Raw genomic sequence first — 22328 nt, 5'->3', positions numbered from 1 at the left:
TGTGAACTCGTCGGTTGCGGCGGCAGTCATAGCCCCGACCATGCGCGGACAGCAGACAGGGGTCTGCGAAACAGGTAGTAGCCCAAGAGCACGCGTTCACCATAGAGCTTCGCGGTGCCGTGCAAGCCCAAGCGGGCATGTTCTGGAGCGCCGTCCACGGTGGCCATGAGGCGGTAGGCGGCGATGCCGTCGTCCGTGACTTTGGCCTGATAGCTGGTTTCGGTGATGCGCCCTGTGAGCGGGGTGAGCGGGAACGCCGACAAAAACAGCTTCACCTCTGCGCCTGGCGCCAACGTGATCGCATCACTCACGGCCAATTGAATACGCATCGCGGGTTTGGCGGGGTCCGCCAATTGCATGATGCGCTCGCCTGTGACCACGGGCTTGCCCAACCAATCGTTCGGGTCGCTGTAGATCGCGACGCCAGGTCTCGGCGCGAGGACTTGGGTGCGTTTGAGTTGCGCTTCCACGGCCGCCAATTCAGCCCGACGCTGCAACGCCCGGCCCTTCAGCAACGTTAGCTCGCTCATGCTTTGGGTATGGTCAAACGCACGTTGGCTGGTCGTGCCCAGCTCTGCATCGGCAACGGCCACTTCTTTGGACAGCACATCGGCACGGCTGCGCAGCGTTGTATCGTCGAGCCTAAAGAGCGGCGCGCCCAGCGCGACGACCTCATTGGGACGCACCTGCATGGCAGCAATCACGCCGTCGATCGGTGCGCTGATGATCTGCGTGTCTTGCGAGACCACCTCTGCCGGGGCCAGCGTGGTTTGGCGCACGGGCAAGCACATCAGGGCCGCGACGACGGAAGCTGCGATGACGGCATGCCGACGACGCGGCTGCCAGAACCGCGTGGCGTGGCGTGCCTGTAGTGCCGCCCAACAGTAGGCCCATGTTGCCCACACGCCATGCAGTGACCTTTGCAAGCGTTCGTCGGGCGGTTCGTCGAGTAGGAAAACCAGCACCCCCAGCGGTGATTGCTCGGCCTTGGCGATGGGCACGCACCAGGCGCCGGCGGGCCACCAGTCTTGCCAGCCATCGGCCACTGCTTCCGGCAGCGTCAGGTCTTTTCGCTCCAGCCATACGGGGACACGTGCCGTGCCAAGTTGCGTGTTGATCCAAGCCAGCGTCCTTCGCAACCAGAGCAGATAGGGCGAGTCTTCTGTCGGCTTGGCCAGGCCAGAAATACAAACCGTTTCGAGCTGCTGCCCTTTGTAGCCGGCTACCACGGCCTGACGAAAGTGCAGCAGGGGATAGAGGTCGTTCGCCATGACAAACGCCAGGCCGTTGAACGTCTCTTCTGCCAAAGCCCTGTCGCGCAACGCAACCAAGTCCGCCGCCATGGACGACACAGGCAATGGCACGCGGTCGTTCACCTTGGGCTGCCCTCAATGCGCGCGGTGCCCGTCATGCCGGCGCTGAGTTCGGGAAACTTGTCGTTCAGCTTGGCCTCCAGCTCCACCGTTTGGGCCACGGCATCCACGCGCGCGTTGATGGCGCTGATGCGCGCGGGGTATGACTTGGCGGTCTCGTTCACGCTGACCTGCAAGGCTTGCCCCACACGCAGTTTGGGTAGCAGGGACGAGGGCACGTTCAAGCGCACTTTTAACGCGCCGTCACCAATCAAGTCAAACATGGGTGTACCCGCGGCCAGGGTCTGAAACGGTTTGACGTAGACCTTGGCGACAAAGCCCTGAAACGGCGCCGGCACATCGCAATAGCTGATCTGCGCGTTGGCCAGCGCCAGCGCGCCTTCGGCCTTTTGCACTTCTGTGGCGGCCATGTTGACTTCCAAGTCACCGACGGCATCCAGGCTGCGCAGCGAGCGCTTGGCTTCCAGCCCTTGACGTGCCATGGCCAACTCTGCATCGTTGACCTTGGCTTTGGCACGGCCTTCCACGCAGTTGAATTGGGCCAGCATCGCGCCCTTGCGCACCTTCTGGCCCAGGCTCACATTCAGCGCGTTGATCGTGCCACTCATCTGGCTGGAGAGCGTGGTCTCCAGGTCGACGGCCAACAGCACGCGGATGGCGGATGGATCCGGGCTGCCGGGTGGTGCATCAGCCACACCAGCAGCAGGGGCTGGCGTTGCCGCCATGGCAGGCACAGCCAAACACAGCAATACCGCTGCCAGGCGTTGGTTCCAAGAGGTGTGGTTCAGAACGGTTCGCGTCATCAGGGCTTCTTCACTTCAAGAGGTATTGCGGCATCGGGCACCGACAGCAGACTGCCCACTTCTTGCACGTTGACGGTGTTGCGGATGGAAACCGCCAGCGTCGCCACGTCCTGGCTTTCGATGGCTTCGGGCATCACGTCCAGGCCAATCGAGTTGTAGAGCCGGCCCCACGCGGCTTGCGCGCGCGAGTAGGCAGCTTCGCGTTGGTAGCGGGCCAGCAAGAAACGGCCTTCGGCGCGGATGACCTCCAGCTCCGAGCCGAACGCAGTTGTCTTGGCGGCCACGGCGTAGTCCAGCAGGCTGCGGTCGACCCGTAAGCTTTGGTCGGCAAACACCACCTCCTGGCGCGCCAGTTCATAGCGCAAGGCGCCCACACGCACCTGCGTCAGAATGGCCATCGACAAGGCGATGCGGCGCATGTCGTCGGTGGCGGCCTGGTTGGCGGCCGTGGCTTCGAGTGCCGGAAGCTGTAGCAGCTTCAGCAGATTGAGCGACACGTTGATGCCTGTTTGCGACCAGTTGTTGTTGTACAGGTATTGGTTAGAGTCGTACTGCACCCCGGCGCTCACGCTGATGTTGGGCCAGAGCTGTGCCTTGGCGATGTCCAGGTCCTTTTGGTTCACGCGTTTGCGATACCACTCCTCGCGGATCTCTGGACGGTGCTCCAGCGACAGGCGTTCAAGCTGTGCCATGTTCGGCGAGATCTTCACCATGTCGACTTCCAGCCCCTCGGTGTCCACCAACTGCATCGGGGTGCCGGGTGGCAGCGACATCAAGGCGGCCAGCTCGGCCTGCGCGAACTCCAAGTCCTGACGGCGCACGGTCAGCAGCGCAATCGAGTCAAGCAGGGCGCGCTGGTAGGCCAGGATTTGCTGGCGTGGCAGCAGGCCTTTCTTTTCGGCCTCGCGCGCCGCGTCCAGCGCTTTTTGGGTGCGGGCCAGCAGCCCATCCACCTCGGGCAACAAGCGTTGCGCGCCCAGTGCACGCCAGTAGGCGTTGCGCACGTCTTGCAGGACGTTTTGCGCCACCTTGCGGCGCCGCTCCTCGGCCATCAAGATTTGATCGGCTTTTTGTTGCGTGCGGTAGTAGGCGACGCCAAAGTCGAGCACGCTCCAGCTCAAGCCCAGTCCACTCGTGGTGTGGTACCGGTCTTCAGAGGTGGAGGGGCGCAGAGATACCTGCCGGTCTTCAATGCCGATGGACGTGCCACCCGAGTCATTGTTGCGGCCCGAACGGCCAGCTGCGGCCACCAAACGCGGCAGCATTTCGTGGCTCGACACATCGCGCAGGTTGGCGGCCAGTGCGCTCTCCATCAGTTTGAGCCGATAGTCGAGGTTGTACTTCAGGGCCCGCGCCGCGGCTTCATAAAAGCTGATGGGACCGGTCACAGGCTCCTGCTGGGCGTACATGTCAGTCTGGTCTTTCACCAGTTGTTCATGTTTCTGCACTGGCGTCATGGGCTTGGGTTCCATGGCTTCGTGCATAGCACTGCAGGCTGCCAAGAGTTGCACCGCAGCGGCGATCGCTGCGAGACGGATGAGTCGATTTCGCATTCGATGTTCCCTCTTTGCGCTCATGTGTACTCTTCTTGTTTGGGGGTGGATATCGGCATGGGCTCGACCACGGGGCGCATGCGCTGGGCCGCTGCGAGCAACTGAGCTGAAAAGCCTTGCGCAACAGGCGCTCTGGCTGGTGCTGCTGGTGTCGCCGCGGGAGCACGGGGTGGCGGTGGCTCCTGCGCCGCATCTGCAGGGCGGTCATGCTCCGTCATGTCTACCGACTCTGTGGTGAACACCGTGGGTTCGCTCAGTAAACCATCCGCGCTGAGTTCGATGCGCCCGTGGCGCCCCGAAACCCATGCACTGTCTTCGGCGCTATCTTCCTGGCTGGCTCGCACTTCCTGCGCGACGAATTGGCCTGATACAAAACCGAGCCCGGCACCCAGCGAACTGCTGCGCAACTCACCGTCACGCGCAAAGTAGGGGCGGCTGCCGCCGGAGATGCGACCGCTGTCCGATGAAGCATCGTTGGCCGCCTCCACTACAGGCGAGACGAAGATTCCCGGCTGTAAACCGAGGAGGACGGATTGGTGATCGCTCAGCGCTTCCAGTGGATCGCGTTGATCGCCAAATACATCAGCGTCAGGGCCAGGCACTGGCGTGATGGGCGGCATGGGCGGCGTGTTGTCGTGTTCGCCCTGGATGATGACGGTGAGACGCGCGGTGGCCTCCAGCCCATTGGCGTCGCGCATGCGGTAGGTGAAGACTTCGCGTAGAGACTCATCGGGCTCCAGCACTTCGACGGCGCGGTTGTTCTGGTCGATCTCATATTTGTAGCTGCCATCGGCCAACAAGGTCAATCGCCCGTAGCGGCCTTGCAGTACTTGCCCCGCGTTGGCGGACGCACCGGTTTCACTGCTCACCGCCAGTACCGCTTTACTTTCGCCATTCGCCACGCTGTCCACATCGGTGTCGTTGTCGAGCACGTTGCCGGTGGGGTTCACGCCAGGGGTCAGGTTGACGTCGCCACTGGCCTCTATCGCCGTGGCCACGTCGTCCACGGCCACGGGCGTGTCGTTGCGGCCATCCACCGTCACCACCAGCGTGGTGCTGTTGACCACACCCAGGTTGTCGGACACCGTGTAGGTGAAAGTGTCCGACACGGTTTGCCCGGTGACACGCAGCGCCTGTACCGCTGCCAGGTTGTTGTCGACGGTGTATTGCCAACTGCCATCGGCTTGCATTTCCAGCGTGCCGTAGATGCCTTGGATGACGCTGCCCACGCCCACCTCCGGCGTGCCCTGGGCGCGGCCGGCCACGACGCCAATCACCGTCATCACACTGTCGTCATCGTCTACATCATTGGCTAGCACGTTGCCGGTGGGGTTGACGCCGGGGGTGCCATTGTTCAAGCCTCCGGCCTCCACAGCCGTGGCGGTGTCGGCCACGGGGGCCGGGGCATCGTTGCGCCCGCGGATGACGACGCTCAACTGCGCCAGATGTGTTTGGCCTGCGAGGTCACGCACCTCGTAGGTGAAGACATCGGCCGTGGTTTGAAATTCACCTAGCGCAATCACAGTGGGGTTGTTCGAGTCCACAACATAGTGGTAACTGCCATCTGCGCCTAGCGTCAGTTGCCCATACTGGCCCGTCAACACCAGGCCATTCGTGCTGTCGGTGCCCGCCGTCACGTTGCGCACGATGCCGAAGTCTCCAGGCGCTCCGCCGCGCCCGCCACTCACGCTCAACACATCGCCTTGGTCGACATCGGTATCGTTGGTCAACACATTGCCATCTACGTCAACACTCGGGCCGCTGGGGTTGGATGGCCGGGCGGTCAGCCCCACATCGTTGGTGGGGGCAGGGGCGTCATCGCGCCCGTCTATGGTGACGCGCAGTTCGGCTGTGGACGATGCCCCGAGGTAGTCGGTCACGGTATAGGTGAACACGTCGGTCACGGTTTCGCCCGTCTGGCGCAAGGCTTGCACGGCGGCCAGGGTGTTGTCGACCACGTAGCTGTAGCTGCCGTCGGCGTTCAGCGTCAGGTCGCCATACAGGCCGCGCAGTGCCGTCTGCAGCGTGCCTGCTGTGCCGCCGCCGCTGGCAGGGCCTATGCGGATGGCCGAGACAGCCAAGGCGTCACCATCCAGGTCGTTGTCGTTGCTCAGCACATTGCCAGTGGGGTTGACGCCCGGCGTAGCGTTGAGCACGCCCCCGGCTTCCACGGCACCGGCAAAGTCCGGGCGTGAGATCGGGATTTCGTTGCGCCCGCGGATCACAATGCTCAGTTGGGCCAAGTCGGTTTGTCCGCCTTGATCAGTGGCTTGGTAAGTAAAAACGTCGGTCACAAAACCAAATGCACCCAGCGCCACGATGGTGGGGTTGGTCGAGTCCACAAAGTACTGGTAGGTGCCGTCCGCGCCGATGAGCAATTGGCCATATGTGCCCGTGAGCAAGGTGCCGTTGGTGTTGTTGGAGCCCGCTGCTACAGGGTTGAGCGCGCCGCCCGCGCCTTCCGTTCCGGTGCGAATGCCATTGACGGCACGCGGGTCGCCCTGGTCAATGTCGGTGTCGTTGGTCAACACGTTGCCGATGGGGTTGAGCCCTGTGCTGGTGTTGCTTTGGGCGACGGCATAGGCAATGTCGTTGGCAGCAACAGGCGTGTCCCATGCGCCCATGATGGTGATGCGCAGCTCGGCCGCATCGGTAGCGCCTGCCGTGTCGGTTACGCGGTAGGTAAAGGCTTCGGCCAGCGACTGGTTGCCACGCAAGGCCTGCACGGCTGCCAGGTTGTTGTTGACCACGTAGGTGTACTGGCCCAGCGCGTCGATGGTCAAGGTGCCGTAGTTGCCCGCCAGCACTGTCATGCCAGTCACGGCCGTGTAGCTGCCCGCGCTGCCTTCCACGCCCAGGCGAATGCCGTTTACGGCTTTGCTGTCGGCGGCGTCCACGTCGGTGTCGTTGGTGAGCACGTTACCGCTGGGGTCGGTGCCTAAAGTTGCGTTGGCCGCGCCACCGGCTTCTACCGCGGTGGCGACATCGGTGCTGGCCACCGGGTTGTCGTTCTGCCCGCGAATGGTGATGGTCAGTGTGGCCTGGCTGGTGGCGCCGACGTTGTCGCGCACCGCATAGGTAAAGACTTCGGTGAGGGTGCTGGCATTCGTGCGCAGGGACTGCACGGCGGTATTGGTGTTGTCCACCGTGTAGGTATAGGTGCCGTTGGCGTTGAGCACCAGCGAGCCATAGGCTCCGGCCAGCGCTGAGCCCACCGTGCCGTTGTTGCCGCCGAACTTCACACTGCCCACGCTCAGCACTTCGCCACTGTCCACATCGGTGTCGTTGGTCAGCACATTGCCGGTGGGGTTGATGCCTGCCGTGCCGTTGTTCACGCCGCCTTGCTCTACGGCGGTGGCGGTATCGTTGGTGGCCACTGGGGTGTCGTTGCTGCCTTGAATGGTGATCACCAAAGCAGCGCGGTCTTGCGCGTTCAGCGCATCGGCCACGGTGTAGGTGAAGGTGTCGGTCACGGTGTCGCCGGCGCGCAGCGCTTGCACGGCGGCAGAGGCGTTGTCGAGCCGGTAGCTGTAGCTGCCATCGGCGTTCAGGGTCACCCAGCCGTAAGTGCCGCGCAATTCCGTGCCCAGCACGCCGGCTGTGCCGCTGGCCGCTTCTGCACCCGTGCGCAGTGCGACCACGGTGCGGGTTTCGCCGTATGCATCCACGTCCACATCGTTGGTGAGTACGTTGCCACTGGGGTTGCTGCCTGCCGACGAATTGTTTACGCCGCCGGATTCGACGGCTGTGGCGAGGTTGTCGGCCGCCACCGGCGTGTCGTTGGCCCCGCGCACCACCACAAACAATTGGGCCGAGTCGGTGGCGCCATTGATGTCCAGGATAGTGAAGGTAAATGCGTCGACCAGTTGGTCTGAGGATTGGCGCAACGCTTCTACCACCGCATTACTGTTGTTCACTGCGTAGCTATAGGTGCCGTCCGCGTTGATGGTCAGCGTGCCGTACAGGCCGTTGAGTACCGCTTGCCCGCCAACGCCGATGTTGATGCTGCCGCCGGTGTTTTGAATCACCGAGACGCGCAGCGGATCGCCGTCAGGATCAGTGGTGCGCACCAGTACCGTGCCGGTGGGGTCGATACCCGCCGTGCCGTTGTTGATGCCACCGCGTTCCACTGCAATGGCGGCCGCAGGCAAGGCTTGCGGCGGGTCGTTCACGCCGCGCACCGTGATGGTCAGCGTGGCCTGCGCGGTGTTGCCTTCGGTGTCTTTGATCTGGTAGGTGAAAACGTCGCTGAGAGAGACGCCTACGGGGAGGGCGATCACGTCGGCGTTGGTGCTGTCCACGTTGTAGCGGTAAGAACCGTCGGCACCGATGTAGAGGCTGCCGTACTTGCCCACCAGTGCCGGCGCGTTGGCCGAGGTCGTGCCGGCCCCGATGGCTGTGGCGCCGCCGCCCAAGGTGGTGGCCTCCACGGTATCGACCACCAACTTGGTGTTGGGCTTGTCGATGCCGTCCAGGTCGTAGTCGATGCCGTTGCCGCCGGCTTGGTCGGGCGTGCCGGGGCGGCTGGGCAGTGTGATCACGTTGCCCGTGGGGTTGATCTCGTTCGCCTCCAACTGGAGGGCTCCGGCCTGGGCTGTGCCGACGTCATTGGTGGCCACAGGCGCATCGTTGCGGCCCTGGATGGTGATAACCAGATCGGCCGCATCGTTCAAACCACCGGTGTCGGTCACCTGGTAGCTGAAGTTCTCGGTCAGCGTTTGGCCCAAAGACAAAGCTTGCACCGTGAGGTTGCTGTCGTCCACGGTGTAGGTGTAGCTGCCGTCTGCCCGTATGGTGAGCGATCCGTACAGGCCTGCTATGGTGGTGCCGCCCGCGCCCGCAGGTACGTTGGTCAACGGGCCGGAAGTGGCTTCTGGCACATTGCGAATGCCGGTCACGGTTTTGCCGTCGCCGCTGTCCACATCGGCGTCGTTGCTCAAAACATTGCCGGTGGCAGGTGTGCCGGCCGTGCCATTCATCACACCACCCGCTTCAATGGCGGTGCCGGTGTCGTTTTGCGCCACGGGCGTGTCGTTGGCGCCGTGGATGGTGATGGTGAGTGTCGATGTGGCGTCTGCCGTGGCCTGCGGGCTGTCCGAGTCGCTCACGATGTAGGTGAAGGTCTCCACCAACGTATCGCCCGACAGGCGCAGCGCCTGCACGGCGGCGTTGTTGTTGTCGACCACGTAATGGTAGGTGCCGTCGCGGTCGATCTCCAGGCTGCCGTAACGGCCCACCAGCACAGCGGTGACGTTGGGCGCGACCGAAATGGTGTCGTCGTCTGCTGTCGTGCCCGGGTCTTTGTCGGCGCGGATCGACACCAGGTGCAAGCTGTCGCCGTTGGTGGCAATGTCGACGTCGGTGTCGTTCACAAACAGGTTGCCGCGTGGATCCACGCCAATGTGGTCGTTAAAGGTGCCACCCGCTTCTGTGGCGCTGGCGGTGTCAGTGTTGGCGCTGGGAGCGTCGTTCACGGCCGCGATTTGAATGGCCAGCGTGTCGGTGTCGGACAGCATGTCGCCAATCTCACCGGGAATGCCGTTGCCATTGGCGTCACCAAAGTTGCCTTGGTCTTCGGTTTTGACGGTGAGGGTGTCGCTGCCGTTGTAGTTGGTGTTGCCCAGGTACACCAGGCTGGCCAAGGCGGTGTTGATGTTGGCGACCGTGCCGCTCAAGGTCACCGTGCCGCTGCTGTTGCCGCCCACGGTCACGCCGCCAGGCACCGAGCCAATGGTCAATGTGCCGTGCAGCACGGTCAGCGTCACTTGCACTGCGCGGTCGGCCACGTTGGGGTCACGGTCGGCGTCCACGTCACTGATCTGCACGCCGGCAATGGCCAGTGCCACGTCTTCTGTGCCGTTTTGTGTGCCGGGCATGATGTTCACCGGCGCGTCGTTTTGCTCCACGTAGCCCGCGTTCACCACGGCCGTGCCGCCTTCGCCCAGCACCACACCAATGGTGCCCAGCGTGCCGCCATCGCTGTCGATGCGGATGCGCAACGAGCCCACGGGCTGCGGATAATTCACGGTGCCGGTAGGCGTATCGATCTGGTACACGCCTGCAGGCAACACACCAAAGCGATAGGTGCCGTCTGCGGCGGTGGTGGTCGTGAAGACTGCGTTATCTGCCGTCGTGGCCAAATCACCATCGGCACCAGCCCAGGTGAGTTTCACGGTAAGGCCACCCAGGCCAGGGCCGTCAGCGGTGGTGCTGCCATCGGCCGAAGCCGTGTCGTTCCACAGCGTGCCGCTGATCACGCCCAGGCCGGCGTTGTCGGTCAGGATGTAATCATTTACGCCGCCAGTGCCATTGCGTTCACCAGTGGCCGTGCCATCCACACCCACCGCAGAGCCGCCCCAACTGGTGAAGCTTTCGGGCAGGCTGCTCCAGGTCAACGTGGCGTTGGGGCTGGTGATGGCCGTGCTGTTGGGCACTGTGACGGCGTAGACCACTTTGACGTTGGTGCCGGGCGCGATTTTGTCAAAGTCCACCGTGATGCCGCCGCTGGTGCTGACGGTTATACCCGCTGGCAGGTTGCCCGGGCCGTAGGTGGTGCTGCCGATGGTGAGGCTTTGCAGCACGTAGTTGCTGCCGCCCGCGAAGCTGTCGGTCAGCCGCGTGTCAAAGGCCGACATCGTGCCGTTTTCGGTAAAGCTCACTTCCACCCTGGCGGTGCCGGTGCTGCCACTCGGGTTGGGGTCGAACTGCGTGACCTGCTTCAACGGCATCGTGTAGCTGGGCTCCACGATCTGTTCAAAAAGGGTTTGGCTTTGGCCAATGGGCGTGGCGCCTCCGTTGGTGAAGTCGCGTGCGGTCACACCTGGTGTGTTGCCCGCTTGCACCGCCGCAATGTTGCTCACCACCACGTTGAACTCCAGCACCAGGCCTTCCAGGTTGCCGTCGTTGAACGCGTTGTTGATCATGTCGCCAAAGTCGAAGGTAATGGTGCGTCCATCGCCCGAGACACTGATGCGCGCACTGGCTAACACGGCGCTCAGGGGAGAGCTCAGGTTGGCCGCGATAGGTCCGGCCTGCGAAGCCGTCTGGTCGCCGTTGATGGCCAGCACACCGCTGCTGATCAAGGCCGAGCCATAACTGCTGACGAGTTCGCCGTTGTTTGAAATCAGCCCGACCTGCACCAGGTTTTGTGCGGTAGGAATGAAGTCGAGGCCCACGTCCAGCGTCACCTGAATCTGGTACGACGGGCGTGTGCCTTCGGGCAAGGCCGACACCACGCGGTAGCGGATGATTTCGCCCACCGCCACCTGCTCGGTGCCCGCATTGGTGGACCCGGCAGTTGCCGTGTCGTCCAGCCCCCCCCACGCGCGAAATGCCCAGTGCCTTCAACGTGGGGATGACCAGTGTGGCGGTGGAGCGGTAGTCGTTGAGAACACCTGTGTTGATCAAACCGTCAACACCAGTGCGTTCACCCGCGGGGTCAGCCGTGCCGCCAGCGGTGCCGTTCAAGCTGGTCCACTGCACGGTGGCCGTGTTGGTGAAGCTGGCGATGTTGCCCACCGTGCTGTTGGCCGTGCCCTGCAAGGTCAACACGATGGTGCCGCCCTTGGCGATGTCAATGTTGGCGCCGCTGGCTGAACGCAATTGGCCACCCACAATTTCAAATGCTGTCACACCGTTGGCGGTGGCGCCGGTGTAGACCACGCCGGTAATGCTGATGCCATCCAACTGCGTGGGCAACACATCGGCCAGTGTGATGTCGAAGGCATCGACGCCGCTGATGTTGGCCAGCGTGATGCTGAACGTGATTAAGCTGCCTTCGTCAAAACCAAAGCCGTTGGACGGTGTGAGCAAGGCTTGCGAGATGGCCACTGTGGGTTCTGCTATCACGACCACGGGGGCGCCGCCTGCGAGGTTGACCGTGCGGTCTACCGCAGTAGAGCCATTTGGCGTGTCGGTATCCGGGTCAGAGAAGGTCAGTTGCGCGGTGTTTTGCAGTGCTTTGTCGGCTTGATTGCTGCTGACGTTGCTGGCCACCAAGCGCAGCCGAATCACAAACTGGTTGTTGTTGGCGACGTTGTCGCCCGTGGCGCTGGCTGCGCTGAAGCTCAGGCGGACATCGCCGCCATCGTCTCCCAAAGCACCGGTGAGTGCAGAAAGCGCGGGGCCGGAAACCGAGCCGTTGAAGTTGGCCGCTAGGGCCGCACTGCCTGCGGCCGTGGTGATGATTTGATAACCCAGCCCGCCAAACGCCGTGGTGTCCAACCGCATGCCGGCGGGAATCAGGTCGTCAATGCGCAGCGTTTGCGTCACGCCCTCTGGCAGCGTGACGATGATGTCGTAGAGCATGCTCTCGCCCACCACCAGCGTGTTGCCGGTGGTATGGCTGGCGCTGGAGTCGCTGTCGTCCAGGCTGCCGTCTGCATAGGTTTTGCGGATTTCTGGTGTGGCGACTTGCTCGCCCGCGATGTCCGAAATGTCGGTGATCGAAAAGTCGGGCCCACCGTTGACACTGGCAAAGTTGGTGACGCTGGCCGACGATTGCAGTGTGCGTGCCGCCGCAATGTTGGCGGCCACCACCGTGTCATAAGTGATGATGACGATGTTGCTGCCGCTGGTGTCTGCGGCCGTACCCGCGCGGCCCGCCAGCAGGGTGGCTGCATTGCCCGCATCCAGAAAGGTGATGGTGTTGCCCGAGACGCTGTAGTCCACGTTCAGCGTCAACTGCGTGCCATCACCGCGGTAAACCTTCAAGTTGGCACTGGCCAACGCACCGCCCACAAAGCTCAGGTCTGCGGGGAGCGTGACGGTGGTGACCACATCAAAAGCGCCACCGCCACCGGTGTTTTCAATCGCCGTGGCCAAGCGCACGATGTCGCCTGCGTCAATGCCGCTCACATTGCCGTCTATCGCACTGAGGTCGGTGATGCTGCCGGTGAATGGCGCGCCCGTGCTGCCCGGCGCACTCCAACTGCCGGTGGTGCCGCTGACAGTGCCATTGCTGCTCGACACCACGCCATGGCTGACGGCGAGCACTGGCTCTGCAATCGAGGCAATAGCGACAGCATCGGACGAAATCAGCGTGTTGTGGGCAATGGACGTGGTTTGCGACGACTGCGCCAACACGGACAAGGCGCGCTGGTCGGGGAAAGGCGTGGAGCCTACTTCCATCGTGAAGCGGATCTCGACGCGCGTGCCGCTGGTGCCCGCCACCACCATGTTGCCGAAGCTGAAGACCACTGAGTTGCCGGCACCGGAGCTGACTGTGGGGTTCAGATTGCCGTTGGTGTTGCCCGCGCCAATCAGCCATTGCCCCGCCGCCGAGCCATTGGCCCAGGTGATGCTGCCCACGTCGAACAGCGGCAGCGGCATATAGGCGGTGAGCACGAAGTTCTCGTAGTCGCCGGTCACCAGGTTGTAGCTCAAGGTGAAGGTCACCACGTCACCGGGGCGCAGTTCTCCATTGGACGGTGGCGTGCCGCCGTTCACCGTGGCGATGGCGATGTCCACATTGCTGGTGGGCACGCGACTGAGGGTGCTGTCGCCGTCGGACTGGTCAAAGCCGGTAAGGTTGTATTTGCTCTCGAGCAGGGTACCGGTCACGACGGCGTTGTTGCCCAGTTCATCGCCTTCGTTGATCTCGCTATGTGGAGAGCCGGTGGGTGCGGTGTAACTCTGGCTCACCAAGGTGGTGTAGCTGATGACGGCCAGGGTGGCGCTGGTGCGAGTGGTATCGCTGGCCAGATCTCCCACCAGGGTGCCCATGGGAATGCCGGCATTCAGGATCGACTGCGCAATGTTGAAGGTGAGTGTGGTGACGCCGTTGACCACGCTGGTAGAGGTGACCAAGGCCACCGTGCGTTGCACGCCTTCCATGGTGAAGCTCAGCGTGGGCGTGCCAGTAAACACCTGGCCATCCGACACTGTATCGACCACCGTCAAATTGCCTCGGCGGAAGAAGTCTTCGCCAAATGCAAAGTAGTCAGAGATGGCGATGTTGATGTTGTAGGCCAGTGTGTCGCCCGGCGTCAGGCCGGTTTGGCCCAGGTCGGTGATGATCGTCACGCCTTTGTCGAGCGTGATCGACTTGGCGACGAAGCTCATGGTGTCGCCGGTTTCGGTCAACTGGATGGTGGTGGCCGGTGCAGTCACATCGCGGCCGTCGATCGGCACCCACTCAGCCACAACCGTAGGAGCGGCGATGTTGATGGTGGTGCTGTCGCCGGTGACGTGGTTTACAACCGGCGTGCCGTCGCGCTGGGTGTCGGGTACGTAGAAGTTCACCAATGTGGTGTTGGCCCCGCTCAAGCTCGCGTAGGTGACGGTGAAGCTGGCGATGTAGATGTCGTCGCGTGCAATGGCGGAGGCGATGAGGGCGGGGCTGGTCAACACCAAGCCACTTTGCAGTCGGATCGACGTTAATGTGCCACCCGCGCCAGGCGCGATGCCAGTGATCTGGATCTCCGGCGGCAGATCCTGGGTGACCACCACGTTGGTCAGCGTTTGCCCCGGGGCGGGCGTCACCGTCAGATCGAAACTGCGGTTGTAGTTGGGGCCGGTGGCGGTTTTGCCATCGGGCATATTGATGCTTTGGTCGAACGTCACCACCGTGGGGTGCACCACGTAATTGGCGGCCAGGCTGCCAACCAAAGTGGGGTCGGTGTTGGCATTGTTCAGCGAGTCGTTGCCCAGTTGAAAGCCGCCACGGGCGCTGATGCTCAAGTCGGGTGTGCCGTTGGAGAACGCGGTGTCTGCCAGATTGCTCAGGCTGGCAGTGATCACGATGGGGATAACCGGCTGGCTGTTGGTCACGCTCGAAAACGGCACCTGGATCACCACCAGTTGATCGCCCGCGCGCATGCCGAAGGTCGATGCGTTCACTACCAACGGTGTGCCGTTGCTGTCCACGGCCATCGGGTGGGTGGCGTTGCCGTTGGCGTCGAACGTCAACACATACGTTTTGAGTGTGTTGCCTAGATAGGTGGCCGAGACGAAGCTGACACCGTCGTCCCCATCTTTGCCGGTGGCGGGCAAAGCCAGGTCGATGTAGGGCCCAAAGCCTACCTGGCTGGAGTTGTTGGCAAAGTTGAGGGTGAAGGTGAACTGGTCGCCCAGCAAGGTGCTGTCGCCCGGCTGGTCGAAGCTCACGATGGCATTCGCGTTGGCCAGCAGGCCGCTGAAGGCGCTGCGTGCCTCGCTGCTGAGCACAGTGTCTTTGTTGATCACGCCGTGCTGCACTTCCAGCACCCAGTCGCCGCCGGCGGCTGTGGCGCCGGTGTCGTTACTGGACGCGGCCACGTCAGCGCCGGTGTAGGCTGCCAGGCTGTCGACGAGGATGCGCCCAGCCACGCCCGCTCCGACGTTGCAGCCATAAAGTTGGATGTCGGCATCTGCCGTGAGCGATGCCCCCCAGGCTGCGAGGGTGCTGGTGAAGGCACTGACGTTGTCGCTTGAGAGTGTGCTGCTGCCCAGCGTCAACTGCCCCGATGCACCGTGGCTGAAGATCTGGATGGAGTCGACTTGCCCCAAGTCATGCAGCGCTTTGGAGATGGCCTCCAAACCGTTCTCTTGCGCGTTCACCACCAGCAAGGCGGTGTTCGGTGTCAGGCCCATTTTGAGTTCTTCCAGCCCTTCCACGCGGCTGTCGACTACCATCAAATTATGCGTGGCGGGGGCCGCCGCGCTGGCGGCGTGGAGCGTTGCCTTGGCTGCCTCCAGTGCGCTGCGTGCGTTGTTCTCGGTGGTGGCGACGGCGTGGTTGGGATCGGAGGCGGCCGCATCCGCCGTGTGATGCTGCTGGTCTGCCGCCACTGCAGCAGCACCGTCAAACAGAATGCGTTGCTCTAAAGCGAGAAAAGAACTGCTGGGTAGCAGGTGCGCGCCCAGAGTGGAACCAGAGATTGGCATCATCGTTGTCTTCGCCTTCGCTTCACTGCCGACGAGCGCCATAGCTGACGCCCATCAACGCCTTCCAGGCCCCTTGATTCAGGAGTGCCTGGAACGGTTTGTAAACAGAAAGAAAGCACGAGACGCATGTTGCTCGTATGCAGTCGTGCTCTCCCCTCGGGAAAACCAGAAACTCCGTCCCGGTTCGTTTTTGTGAACCGTCGTCTCAGTGTGTAAAGTTAGTATGCCACGGGGGGATTCGTCAACACCAGTCAGTTTCGACAGGTTTTGTGGCCCTTGCCCTACACGCCTTTGTAACGATAGGTGAGCAGTTCAACCGGGGTTAGATGGGAAGAGCGGTGGTTGCTTTGACGTGGTCGAGCACAAAGCTGGTTTTGCAGTCCTGCACGCTGGGGTGCTTGAGCAAGGTGTTCATCACAAAGCGTGAGTAGTGCGCCATGTCGGCCACCACCACGCGCAGCAGGTAGTCCATTTCGCCGGTGAGCGATGCGCACTCAATCACCTCCGGCCAGCCTTGTACTGAGGCGCGGAACACGTCCATCGGGTTGCGTTTGTGGCTCTCGGTGTGTTTCTCCAGCCGCACGTTGATGTATGCGGTGAGCGGCAGGCCCACGCGCTCGGCATGCAGCAGGGTGACGTAGCCGGCAATCACGCCCGCATCTTCCAGGCGCTTGACGCGGCGCAGCGTAGCCGAGGCCGAGAGGCTGACCTGCGCGGCGAGTTCGTCGTAGGTGGCGCGGGCATTGTTTTGCAGCGCGCGAAGGACGCGCAAATCGATGGCGTCGAGTTCAATTTTTGCGTCCATGGTGGCAATTTTGCAGGATTCCAGCGCCTGACGTCAAAACGCGGCAGAAGCTTGCAGGAATATTGCGTGGCGGTTGCCTACCATTAGCTCTATTACGACCCCACACGAGGAGACCAAGATGGCTGATTTGTTCGAGAACCCCATGGGCCTGATGGGCTTTGAATTTGTGGAGTTCGCCTCCCCCACGGCTGGCGTGCTGGAGCCAGTGTTTGAAACGATGGGCTTCCAGCTGGTGGCCAAACACCGCTCGAAAGATGTGGTGCTGTACCGCCAGGGCAAGATCAACTTCATCGTCAACCGCGAGCCCAAGAGTGAAGCCGGCTACTTCGCGGCAGAGCATGGCCCCTCGGCCTGCGGCCTGGCTTTCCGTGTGAAGGATTCGCACAAAGCCTACCAGCGCGCGCTGGAACTGGGCGCGCAGCCTATCGAGATCGGCACCGGCCCCATGGAACTGCGCTTGCCGGCCATCAAGGGCATTGGCGGCGCGCCGCTGTACCTGATCGACCGTTTTGAAGAAGGCAAGTCCATCTACGACATCGATTTCGAGTGGATCGATGGCGTAGACCGCAACCCGGTGGGCCACGGCTTGAAGGAAGTCGACCACTTGACGCACAACGTCTACCGCGGCCGCATGGGCTTCTGGGCCAACTTCTACGAGAAGCTGTTCAACTTCCGCGAGATCCGCTACTTCGACATCAAGGGCGAATACACGGGTCTGACCTCGAAGGCCATGACGGCTCCCGACGGCAAGATCCGCATTCCTTTGAACGAAGAGTCAAAGCAGGGCGGCGGCCAGATCGAAGAGTTTTTGATGCAATTCAACGGCGAGGGCATCCAGCACATCGCCTTGATCTGCGACAACCTGCCCGACGTGGTGGACAAGCTTGGCATGGCCGGTGTGTCGTTGGCGACGGCGCCCAATGACATCTACTACGAGATGCTCAACTCCCGCCTGCCGGGCCATGGTGAGAACGTACCCGACCTGCAAGCACGCGGGATCCTGCTGGATGGCACCACCGAAGACGGCACGCCGCGCCTGCTGCTGCAGATCTTCTCTACCCCCATGCTGGGTCCGGTGTTCTTCGAGTTCATCCAGCGCAAGGGCGACTACAGCCAGGGCTTTGGTGAAGGCAACTTCAAGGCCTTGTTTGAATCGTTGGAACGCGACCAGATCCGGCGCGGGGTGTTGCAAACCGCGTAAAAGAAGTAGAGGCGGGGAGAAGGAGACACATCATGCAAGCACCACAAAAACATGGTCTGGCTGCAGGCGAAAACGCCGCACCACAACGACCCGACTGGACCATCGACCAGGGCTGGGCGAACTACACGCCAGCCGAGCACGCGGTGTGGAAAACCTTGTTTGAGCGCCAGAGCAAGTTGCTGCCCGGTCGCGCGTGTGATGCCTTTGTGCAAGGCATGCACGATTTGCCCATCGGTGCTGAGCAAATCCCCAACTTCGAAGCACTGAGCGAGGTGCTGCACAAGCGCACCGGCTGGCAAGTGGTGGCGGTGCCGGGCCTGGTGCCCGACGAAGTGTTTTTTGAACACCTGGCGAACCGCCGCTTCCCATCGGGCAACTTCATTCGCAAGCCACACGAGCTCGATTACCTCGAAGAACCTGACGTATTCCACGACGTATTTGGCCACGTGCCCATGCTGATGAACCCAGCCATTGCCGACTACATCCAGGCTTACGGCCAAGGTGGTTTGCGCGCCAAAAGTTTGGGCGTGCTCGACAAACTGGCGCGCGTGTACTGGTACACGGTGGAGTTTGGTCTGGTGAAGCAGGCTGACGGCTTGCGCATCTACGGCGCGGGCATTGCGTCGTCTTACACCGAGAGTGTTTTTGCCTTGGATGATGCGTCGCCCAACCGCATTGCCTTCGACCTGGAGCGCGTGATGCGCACGCTCTACCGCATCGACGACTTTCAGGAAACCTACTTCGTCATCGACAACCTGGAGAGGTTGCTGGAGCTGGCGCACATCGACTTTGCGCCGCTCTACGATCGCGTGCGGTCTGCGTTTGATTTTGAGCCCGGCACCGTGTTGCCCAGCGACAAGGTCTACAGCACCGGAAGTGGTACATACCACCGCGCGAAGCGCGTCAACGCAGCGCCGGTGGCTGCATAAGCCGCTACATAAGATCGCGAAAAACGGGGTTAGTTAACAGGAATGCCACGCATGTGTGTCGCGGGCATTCCTTAGCGTCTTTACCGGCTTTCTCCGATGCTGCGACAATACCGGCCCCAACTACAAAAATACTTGTGTATGACCAAAAAGGCTAGTGCTGCCGCCGCAGCTGCAATCGAAGAAGTTGAAACCCCGCGTACCACGCCGTTGTTGATTCCCGAAACCAAGTTCAAAACCATCTGGCAAGTCGTCAAGCCGTCCGAGTCTGGCGTGAACACCATCTCGCCCAAGTCGAAGACGCGCGGCAGCAAGAAGTCCCTTCTCGCTTAATAATTTTCCGCCCTCGTGGCCTTGGGCTCCCGCACCTCTGCGGGCTTCTGCCCTAGGTCGCTTCCTTGCTCACCTGCACCAGACAGTCGTAGAACGTCGGCGCCCGGCCCATGTCGGTCAGGCGCTGGCTGGTGAGCTCGTTCACGTTGGTGCCGTCCAGGCCCAACTTTCGCCACCAGATCCCCATGCCATGCACAACCCCCGTGCGTGCGCGTGGCGTCACCTTGGCTTTGCAGCGGTAACTGCCGCGCCCGTTGAACACCCGCACCGTGTCGCCCGTGGCAATGCCGCGTGCGCTCGCGTCGGCCTCGCAAATTTCCAGCAGCGGCTCGCCTTCAATGTCGCGCAGGCTGGTCACGTTCACAAAGGTCGAGTTCAAGAAGTTTCGCGCCGGTGGCGAAATCATCGCCAACGGGTAGTCGGCTGACGAACCAATACTTTCGTGGTTTGGCACGTAGTCTGGCAAGCCATCCTGGCCCTGCGCCACCAGCCGTTCGCTGAAGAATTCGCATTTGCCCGATGGTGTGGGAAAGCCGCCTTGGACAAACGGTGCCTCAGGCAAATCGATGGTGGCAAAGCCGTCGCTGTGCAATTGCTCGAAGTCCACCTTGCTGCCGTAGGCGGCGCGGCACAGCGCCTCATCGCTGTCTTGGAAACACGCATCGGTAAAGCCCATGCGTGCGGCCAGTTGGCGAAAGATCTCGGTGTTGCTCAGCGCCTGGCCCACTGGCGCCACGGCGGGCTGGTTCAGCAGCGCGTCGGTATGGCCGTAGGCGCTGTGCACGTCCCAGTGCTCCAGTTGCGTGGTGGCGGGTAGCACGTAATCGGCGTAGTCGGCCGTGTCGGTGTGAAAGTGCTCCAGCACCACGGTGAACACATCTTCACGCGCAAAACCTTTCACCACCTTGGCCGACTCAGGCGCTACCGCCACCGGGTTGCTGTTGTAGACCACCACCGCTTCAATCGCGGGCGCCTGTGGCGTGGCGGGGGTCAACAGCGCATCACCAATCGTGCTCATGTTGATGCTGCGCGGCGTGCGCCCGGCCAGCAGGTCAGGGCGCTGCAGGGCTGCACGGTCCACAGGAAACTGGCCCGAGCTGCTGAGCAACACGCCGCCCGCACGGTGGCGCCAGGCGCCGATCAAAGCTGGCAGGCTGACCACGGCGCGCGTGGCGTTGCCGCCGCCGCGTGCGCGCTGCATGCCGTAGTTCAGGCGAATGGCTGCGGGTTGGCCATCCACAAAACACTGGCCGTAATCGCGGGCCAGGGCGCGAATTTGTTCGGCTGGAATGCCGCAGACTTCGGCCGCGCGTTCGGGCGCCCACGTCAGCGCGCGTTCACGCAGCGCATCCCAGCCGACGGTGTAGTTCGCCAGGTAGTCGTGGTCGAGCCAGTCGTGGGTGATGAGTTCATGCATCATCGCCAGCGCGAGTGCCGCGTCGGTACCAGGGCGCAGGGCAATGTGTTCGTGGCACTTCTCGGCCGTCTCGGTGCGGCGTGGGTCAATGCACACCAGGCGTGCACCGGCGCGTTTGGCCTGTTGTGCGTAGCGCCAGAAGTGCAGGTTGCTGCCAATCGAGTTGCTACCCCAGATGAGGATGAGCTTGGCCTCGGCAAAGTGCTCAACCTTCATGCCGACCTTGCCGCCCAGCGTTTGGTTCAGCCCCTCGCCACCGGCAGATGCGCAGATGGTGCGCTCCAACAGCGACGCGCCCAACTGGTGGAAGAAACGCCGGTCCATGCTCTCGCCCTGCACCAGGCCCATGGTGCCCGCGTAGCTGTAGGGCAGGATGGCTTGCGGGTCGCGCGCCGCAATCTCTTTGAGGCGCGCGGTGATGTCGCTCAATGCCGCGTCCCACGTCACCGGCTCAAACTGGCCGCTGCCCTTGGGGCCCACACGCTTAAGCGGCGTGAGGATGCGGTCTGTGTGGTACGTTCGCTCGGTGTAGCGCGACACCTTGGCGCACAACACGCCGTCGGTGTGTTTGTGCGCCGGGTTGCCTTGCACCTTGATGGCGATGCCGTTCGCCACGGTGGTGATCAGTGAGCAGGTGTCGGGGCAGTCGTGCGGGCATGCACCGCGCACCGTGGTGGTGGCGGGTAGGGTCGCGGCAGGGGATTCAAGCGTGGCGGTCATCATGGTCACTCTGGCGGCGTTGAGGTGCGCCGCTCTTCACTTCTTAACTTCTGAACTTACTCAATCGTCTTGGTCTCGGCCAAGCCTTGCATGAAGGCTTCGCAGCGGCCCAATTGTTCCAGCGTCACAAACTCATCGGGTTGGTGCGCTTGTTGAATGCTGCCGGGGCCGCACACCACGGTGGGAATACCGGCGGTTTTGAACAGGCCTGCTTCGGTGCCAAAGGCCACCAGCGTGGTGCCGTCTTCGCCGGCGAGGCGCTGGGCCAGCCGGGTGACTGCATCGTCACGGCTGCCCAGAAAACCGGGCACTTCACAAATGGTCTCGAAGCGGAAACCGGCTTGCGGCGCCACCTTCTGCATGCGTGGCTCCAGCGACGCGGCGTAAGCGCGCACCTGGGCTTGCATGGCCAGCGCATCGGCGTTGGGCAGGTTACGGAACTCATAGCGGAACTCTGCGTCCACCGGCACCACGTTGTCGGCAATGCCGCCGTGGAACTGGCCCACGCTGCTGGTGGAAAACGGCACGTCAAAGCCTTCAAAACGCGGTTCGTTGCGTTCAAAGTCTTCAGCCATGTCGCGCACCTTGCCGACCACGCGCGCAGCCATTTCAATCGCGTTGACCGACATCGGTGTGAGCGATGAATGCGCTTCTTTGCCGCGTACGCAGCATTTGTAGCGGTACACCCCTTTATGGGCAATGGCGGGCACCATATTGGTGGGCTCGCCCACGATGCAGGCCAGTGGTTTGATGCCGGCGTCGCGCATGTCGGCGATCAATTCCTTCACGCCAATGCAGCCGACTTCTTCGTCAAAACTCAGCGCCAGGTGCACGGCAAACGGTGCGGGTGACTTCAAAAACTGCTCGGCATGCGCCAGCGCGATGGCGATGAAGCTCTTCATGTCGGCACTGCCGCGGCCGAAGAGCTTGCCATCGCGTACGGTGGCGCTTAGCGGGTCCATGGTCCAGTCCTGGCCGTCCCATGGCACGGTGTCGGTATGGCCCGACAAGATGATGCCGGCCGGCTTGCCTTCGCCGATGGTGGCAAACAGGTTGGCCTTGGTTTTGTCGGCGTTGAAGGTCAGCCGGCTCGCTACGCCCAGCTTGGCCAGGGTGTCGCGCACAAAGTGGATCAACTCCAGGTTGGAGTTGTGGCTGACGGTTTGCATGTGGACCAGGGTCTGGGCCAGTTCGAGGGCGTAGGGAGAGATCATCTTCGTATTTTGCGCGAGTGGCCGGGAATTTGCTTCACTTGTCATACAAGTAAGGGATAGACTGGCATGTTGAAAGACGTCCAACCAGTCTTTTCTACTTGCATTTTCCGCGCCCAGT

11 protein-coding genes are annotated in these 22328 nt (G+C 62.3%); 3 read left to right on the top strand and 8 right to left on the bottom strand.

From position 1 onward, the window contains the following. Nucleotides 1-26: 26 nt before the first annotated feature. The 6 genes from ACPWMG_RS25400 to ACPWMG_RS25375 form a co-directional block, all read right to left on the bottom strand. Nucleotides 27-1376, bottom strand: a complete 1350-nt coding sequence (locus ACPWMG_RS25400) for an efflux RND transporter periplasmic adaptor subunit (RefSeq protein WP_483302259.1) — start codon at nt 1374-1376, stop codon at nt 27-29. After that, nucleotides 1373-2176 (bottom strand): efflux RND transporter periplasmic adaptor subunit, encoded by an 804-nt coding sequence (locus ACPWMG_RS25395; protein WP_483302258.1) that lies wholly within the window; start codon nt 2174-2176, stop codon nt 1373-1375. Before ACPWMG_RS25395 ends, ACPWMG_RS25400 begins: the two co-directional genes overlap by 4 nt. Then, nucleotides 2176-3729: a TolC family protein gene (locus ACPWMG_RS25390; RefSeq protein ID WP_483302257.1), complete on the bottom strand. Its 1554-nt coding sequence runs from the start codon at nt 3727-3729 to the stop codon at nt 2176-2178. The genes ACPWMG_RS25395 and ACPWMG_RS25390 overlap by 1 nt, the downstream gene beginning before the upstream one ends. Nucleotides 3730-3749: 20 nt before the next feature. Continuing rightward, a complete protein-coding gene (locus ACPWMG_RS25385) occupies nt 3750-9245 on the bottom strand; it encodes a VCBS domain-containing protein (protein WP_483305341.1) in 5496 nt (1831 codons plus the stop codon). A gap of 1237 nt (nt 9246-10482) precedes the next feature. After that, nucleotides 10483-15597, bottom strand: coding sequence for a DUF4347 domain-containing protein (locus tag ACPWMG_RS25380; protein ID WP_483302256.1), 5115 nt, complete (start codon nt 15595-15597; stop codon nt 10483-10485). A 319-nt stretch (nt 15598-15916) separates the two neighbouring features. After that, the gene (locus tag ACPWMG_RS25375; protein ID WP_483302255.1) at nt 15917-16399 is read right to left on the bottom strand and encodes an Lrp/AsnC family transcriptional regulator; all 483 of its coding nucleotides are present in this window, start codon (nt 16397-16399) and stop codon (nt 15917-15919) included. Between the two features lie 118 nt (nt 16400-16517). On the opposite strand from ACPWMG_RS25375, the gene hppD reads away from it, so the two are divergent. From hppD to ACPWMG_RS25360, 3 genes are all read left to right on the top strand, one after another. After that, on the top strand, nt 16518-17600 hold the full coding sequence (gene hppD / locus ACPWMG_RS25370) for a 4-hydroxyphenylpyruvate dioxygenase (RefSeq protein WP_483302254.1): 1083 nt from the start codon (nt 16518-16520) through the stop codon (nt 17598-17600). Nucleotides 17601-17632: 32 nt separating this feature from the next. Beyond that, nucleotides 17633-18529 (top strand): phenylalanine 4-monooxygenase, encoded by an 897-nt coding sequence (gene phhA, locus ACPWMG_RS25365; protein ID WP_483302253.1) that lies wholly within the window; start codon nt 17633-17635, stop codon nt 18527-18529. A gap of 138 nt (nt 18530-18667) precedes the next feature. After that, complete coding sequence (locus ACPWMG_RS25360) at nt 18668-18859, top strand: hypothetical protein (RefSeq protein ID WP_483302252.1); 192 nt, start codon at nt 18668-18670, stop codon at nt 18857-18859. A gap of 52 nt (nt 18860-18911) precedes the next feature. Here ACPWMG_RS25360 and ACPWMG_RS25355 read toward each other — a convergent pair whose 3' ends face one another. Continuing rightward, entirely contained in the window at nt 18912-20999 is a 2088-nt protein-coding gene (locus ACPWMG_RS25355; RefSeq protein ID WP_483302251.1) for a molybdopterin-containing oxidoreductase family protein, read from the bottom strand. A 53-nt stretch (nt 21000-21052) separates the two neighbouring features. After that, the gene (argE, locus tag ACPWMG_RS25350) at nt 21053-22210 is read right to left on the bottom strand and encodes an acetylornithine deacetylase (protein WP_483302250.1); all 1158 of its coding nucleotides are present in this window, start codon (nt 22208-22210) and stop codon (nt 21053-21055) included. Between the last annotated feature and the right edge of the window lie 118 nt (nt 22211-22328).

It is taken from the genome of Hydrophilobacter chitinilyticus, from assembly GCF_049860745.1.
In the GTDB taxonomy this organism is placed as follows: domain Bacteria; phylum Pseudomonadota; class Gammaproteobacteria; order Burkholderiales; family Burkholderiaceae_C; genus Rhodoferax_B.
The sequence above is the reverse complement of the archived record's forward strand: the minus strand, read 5'-3'. Positions and strand labels throughout refer to the sequence as shown.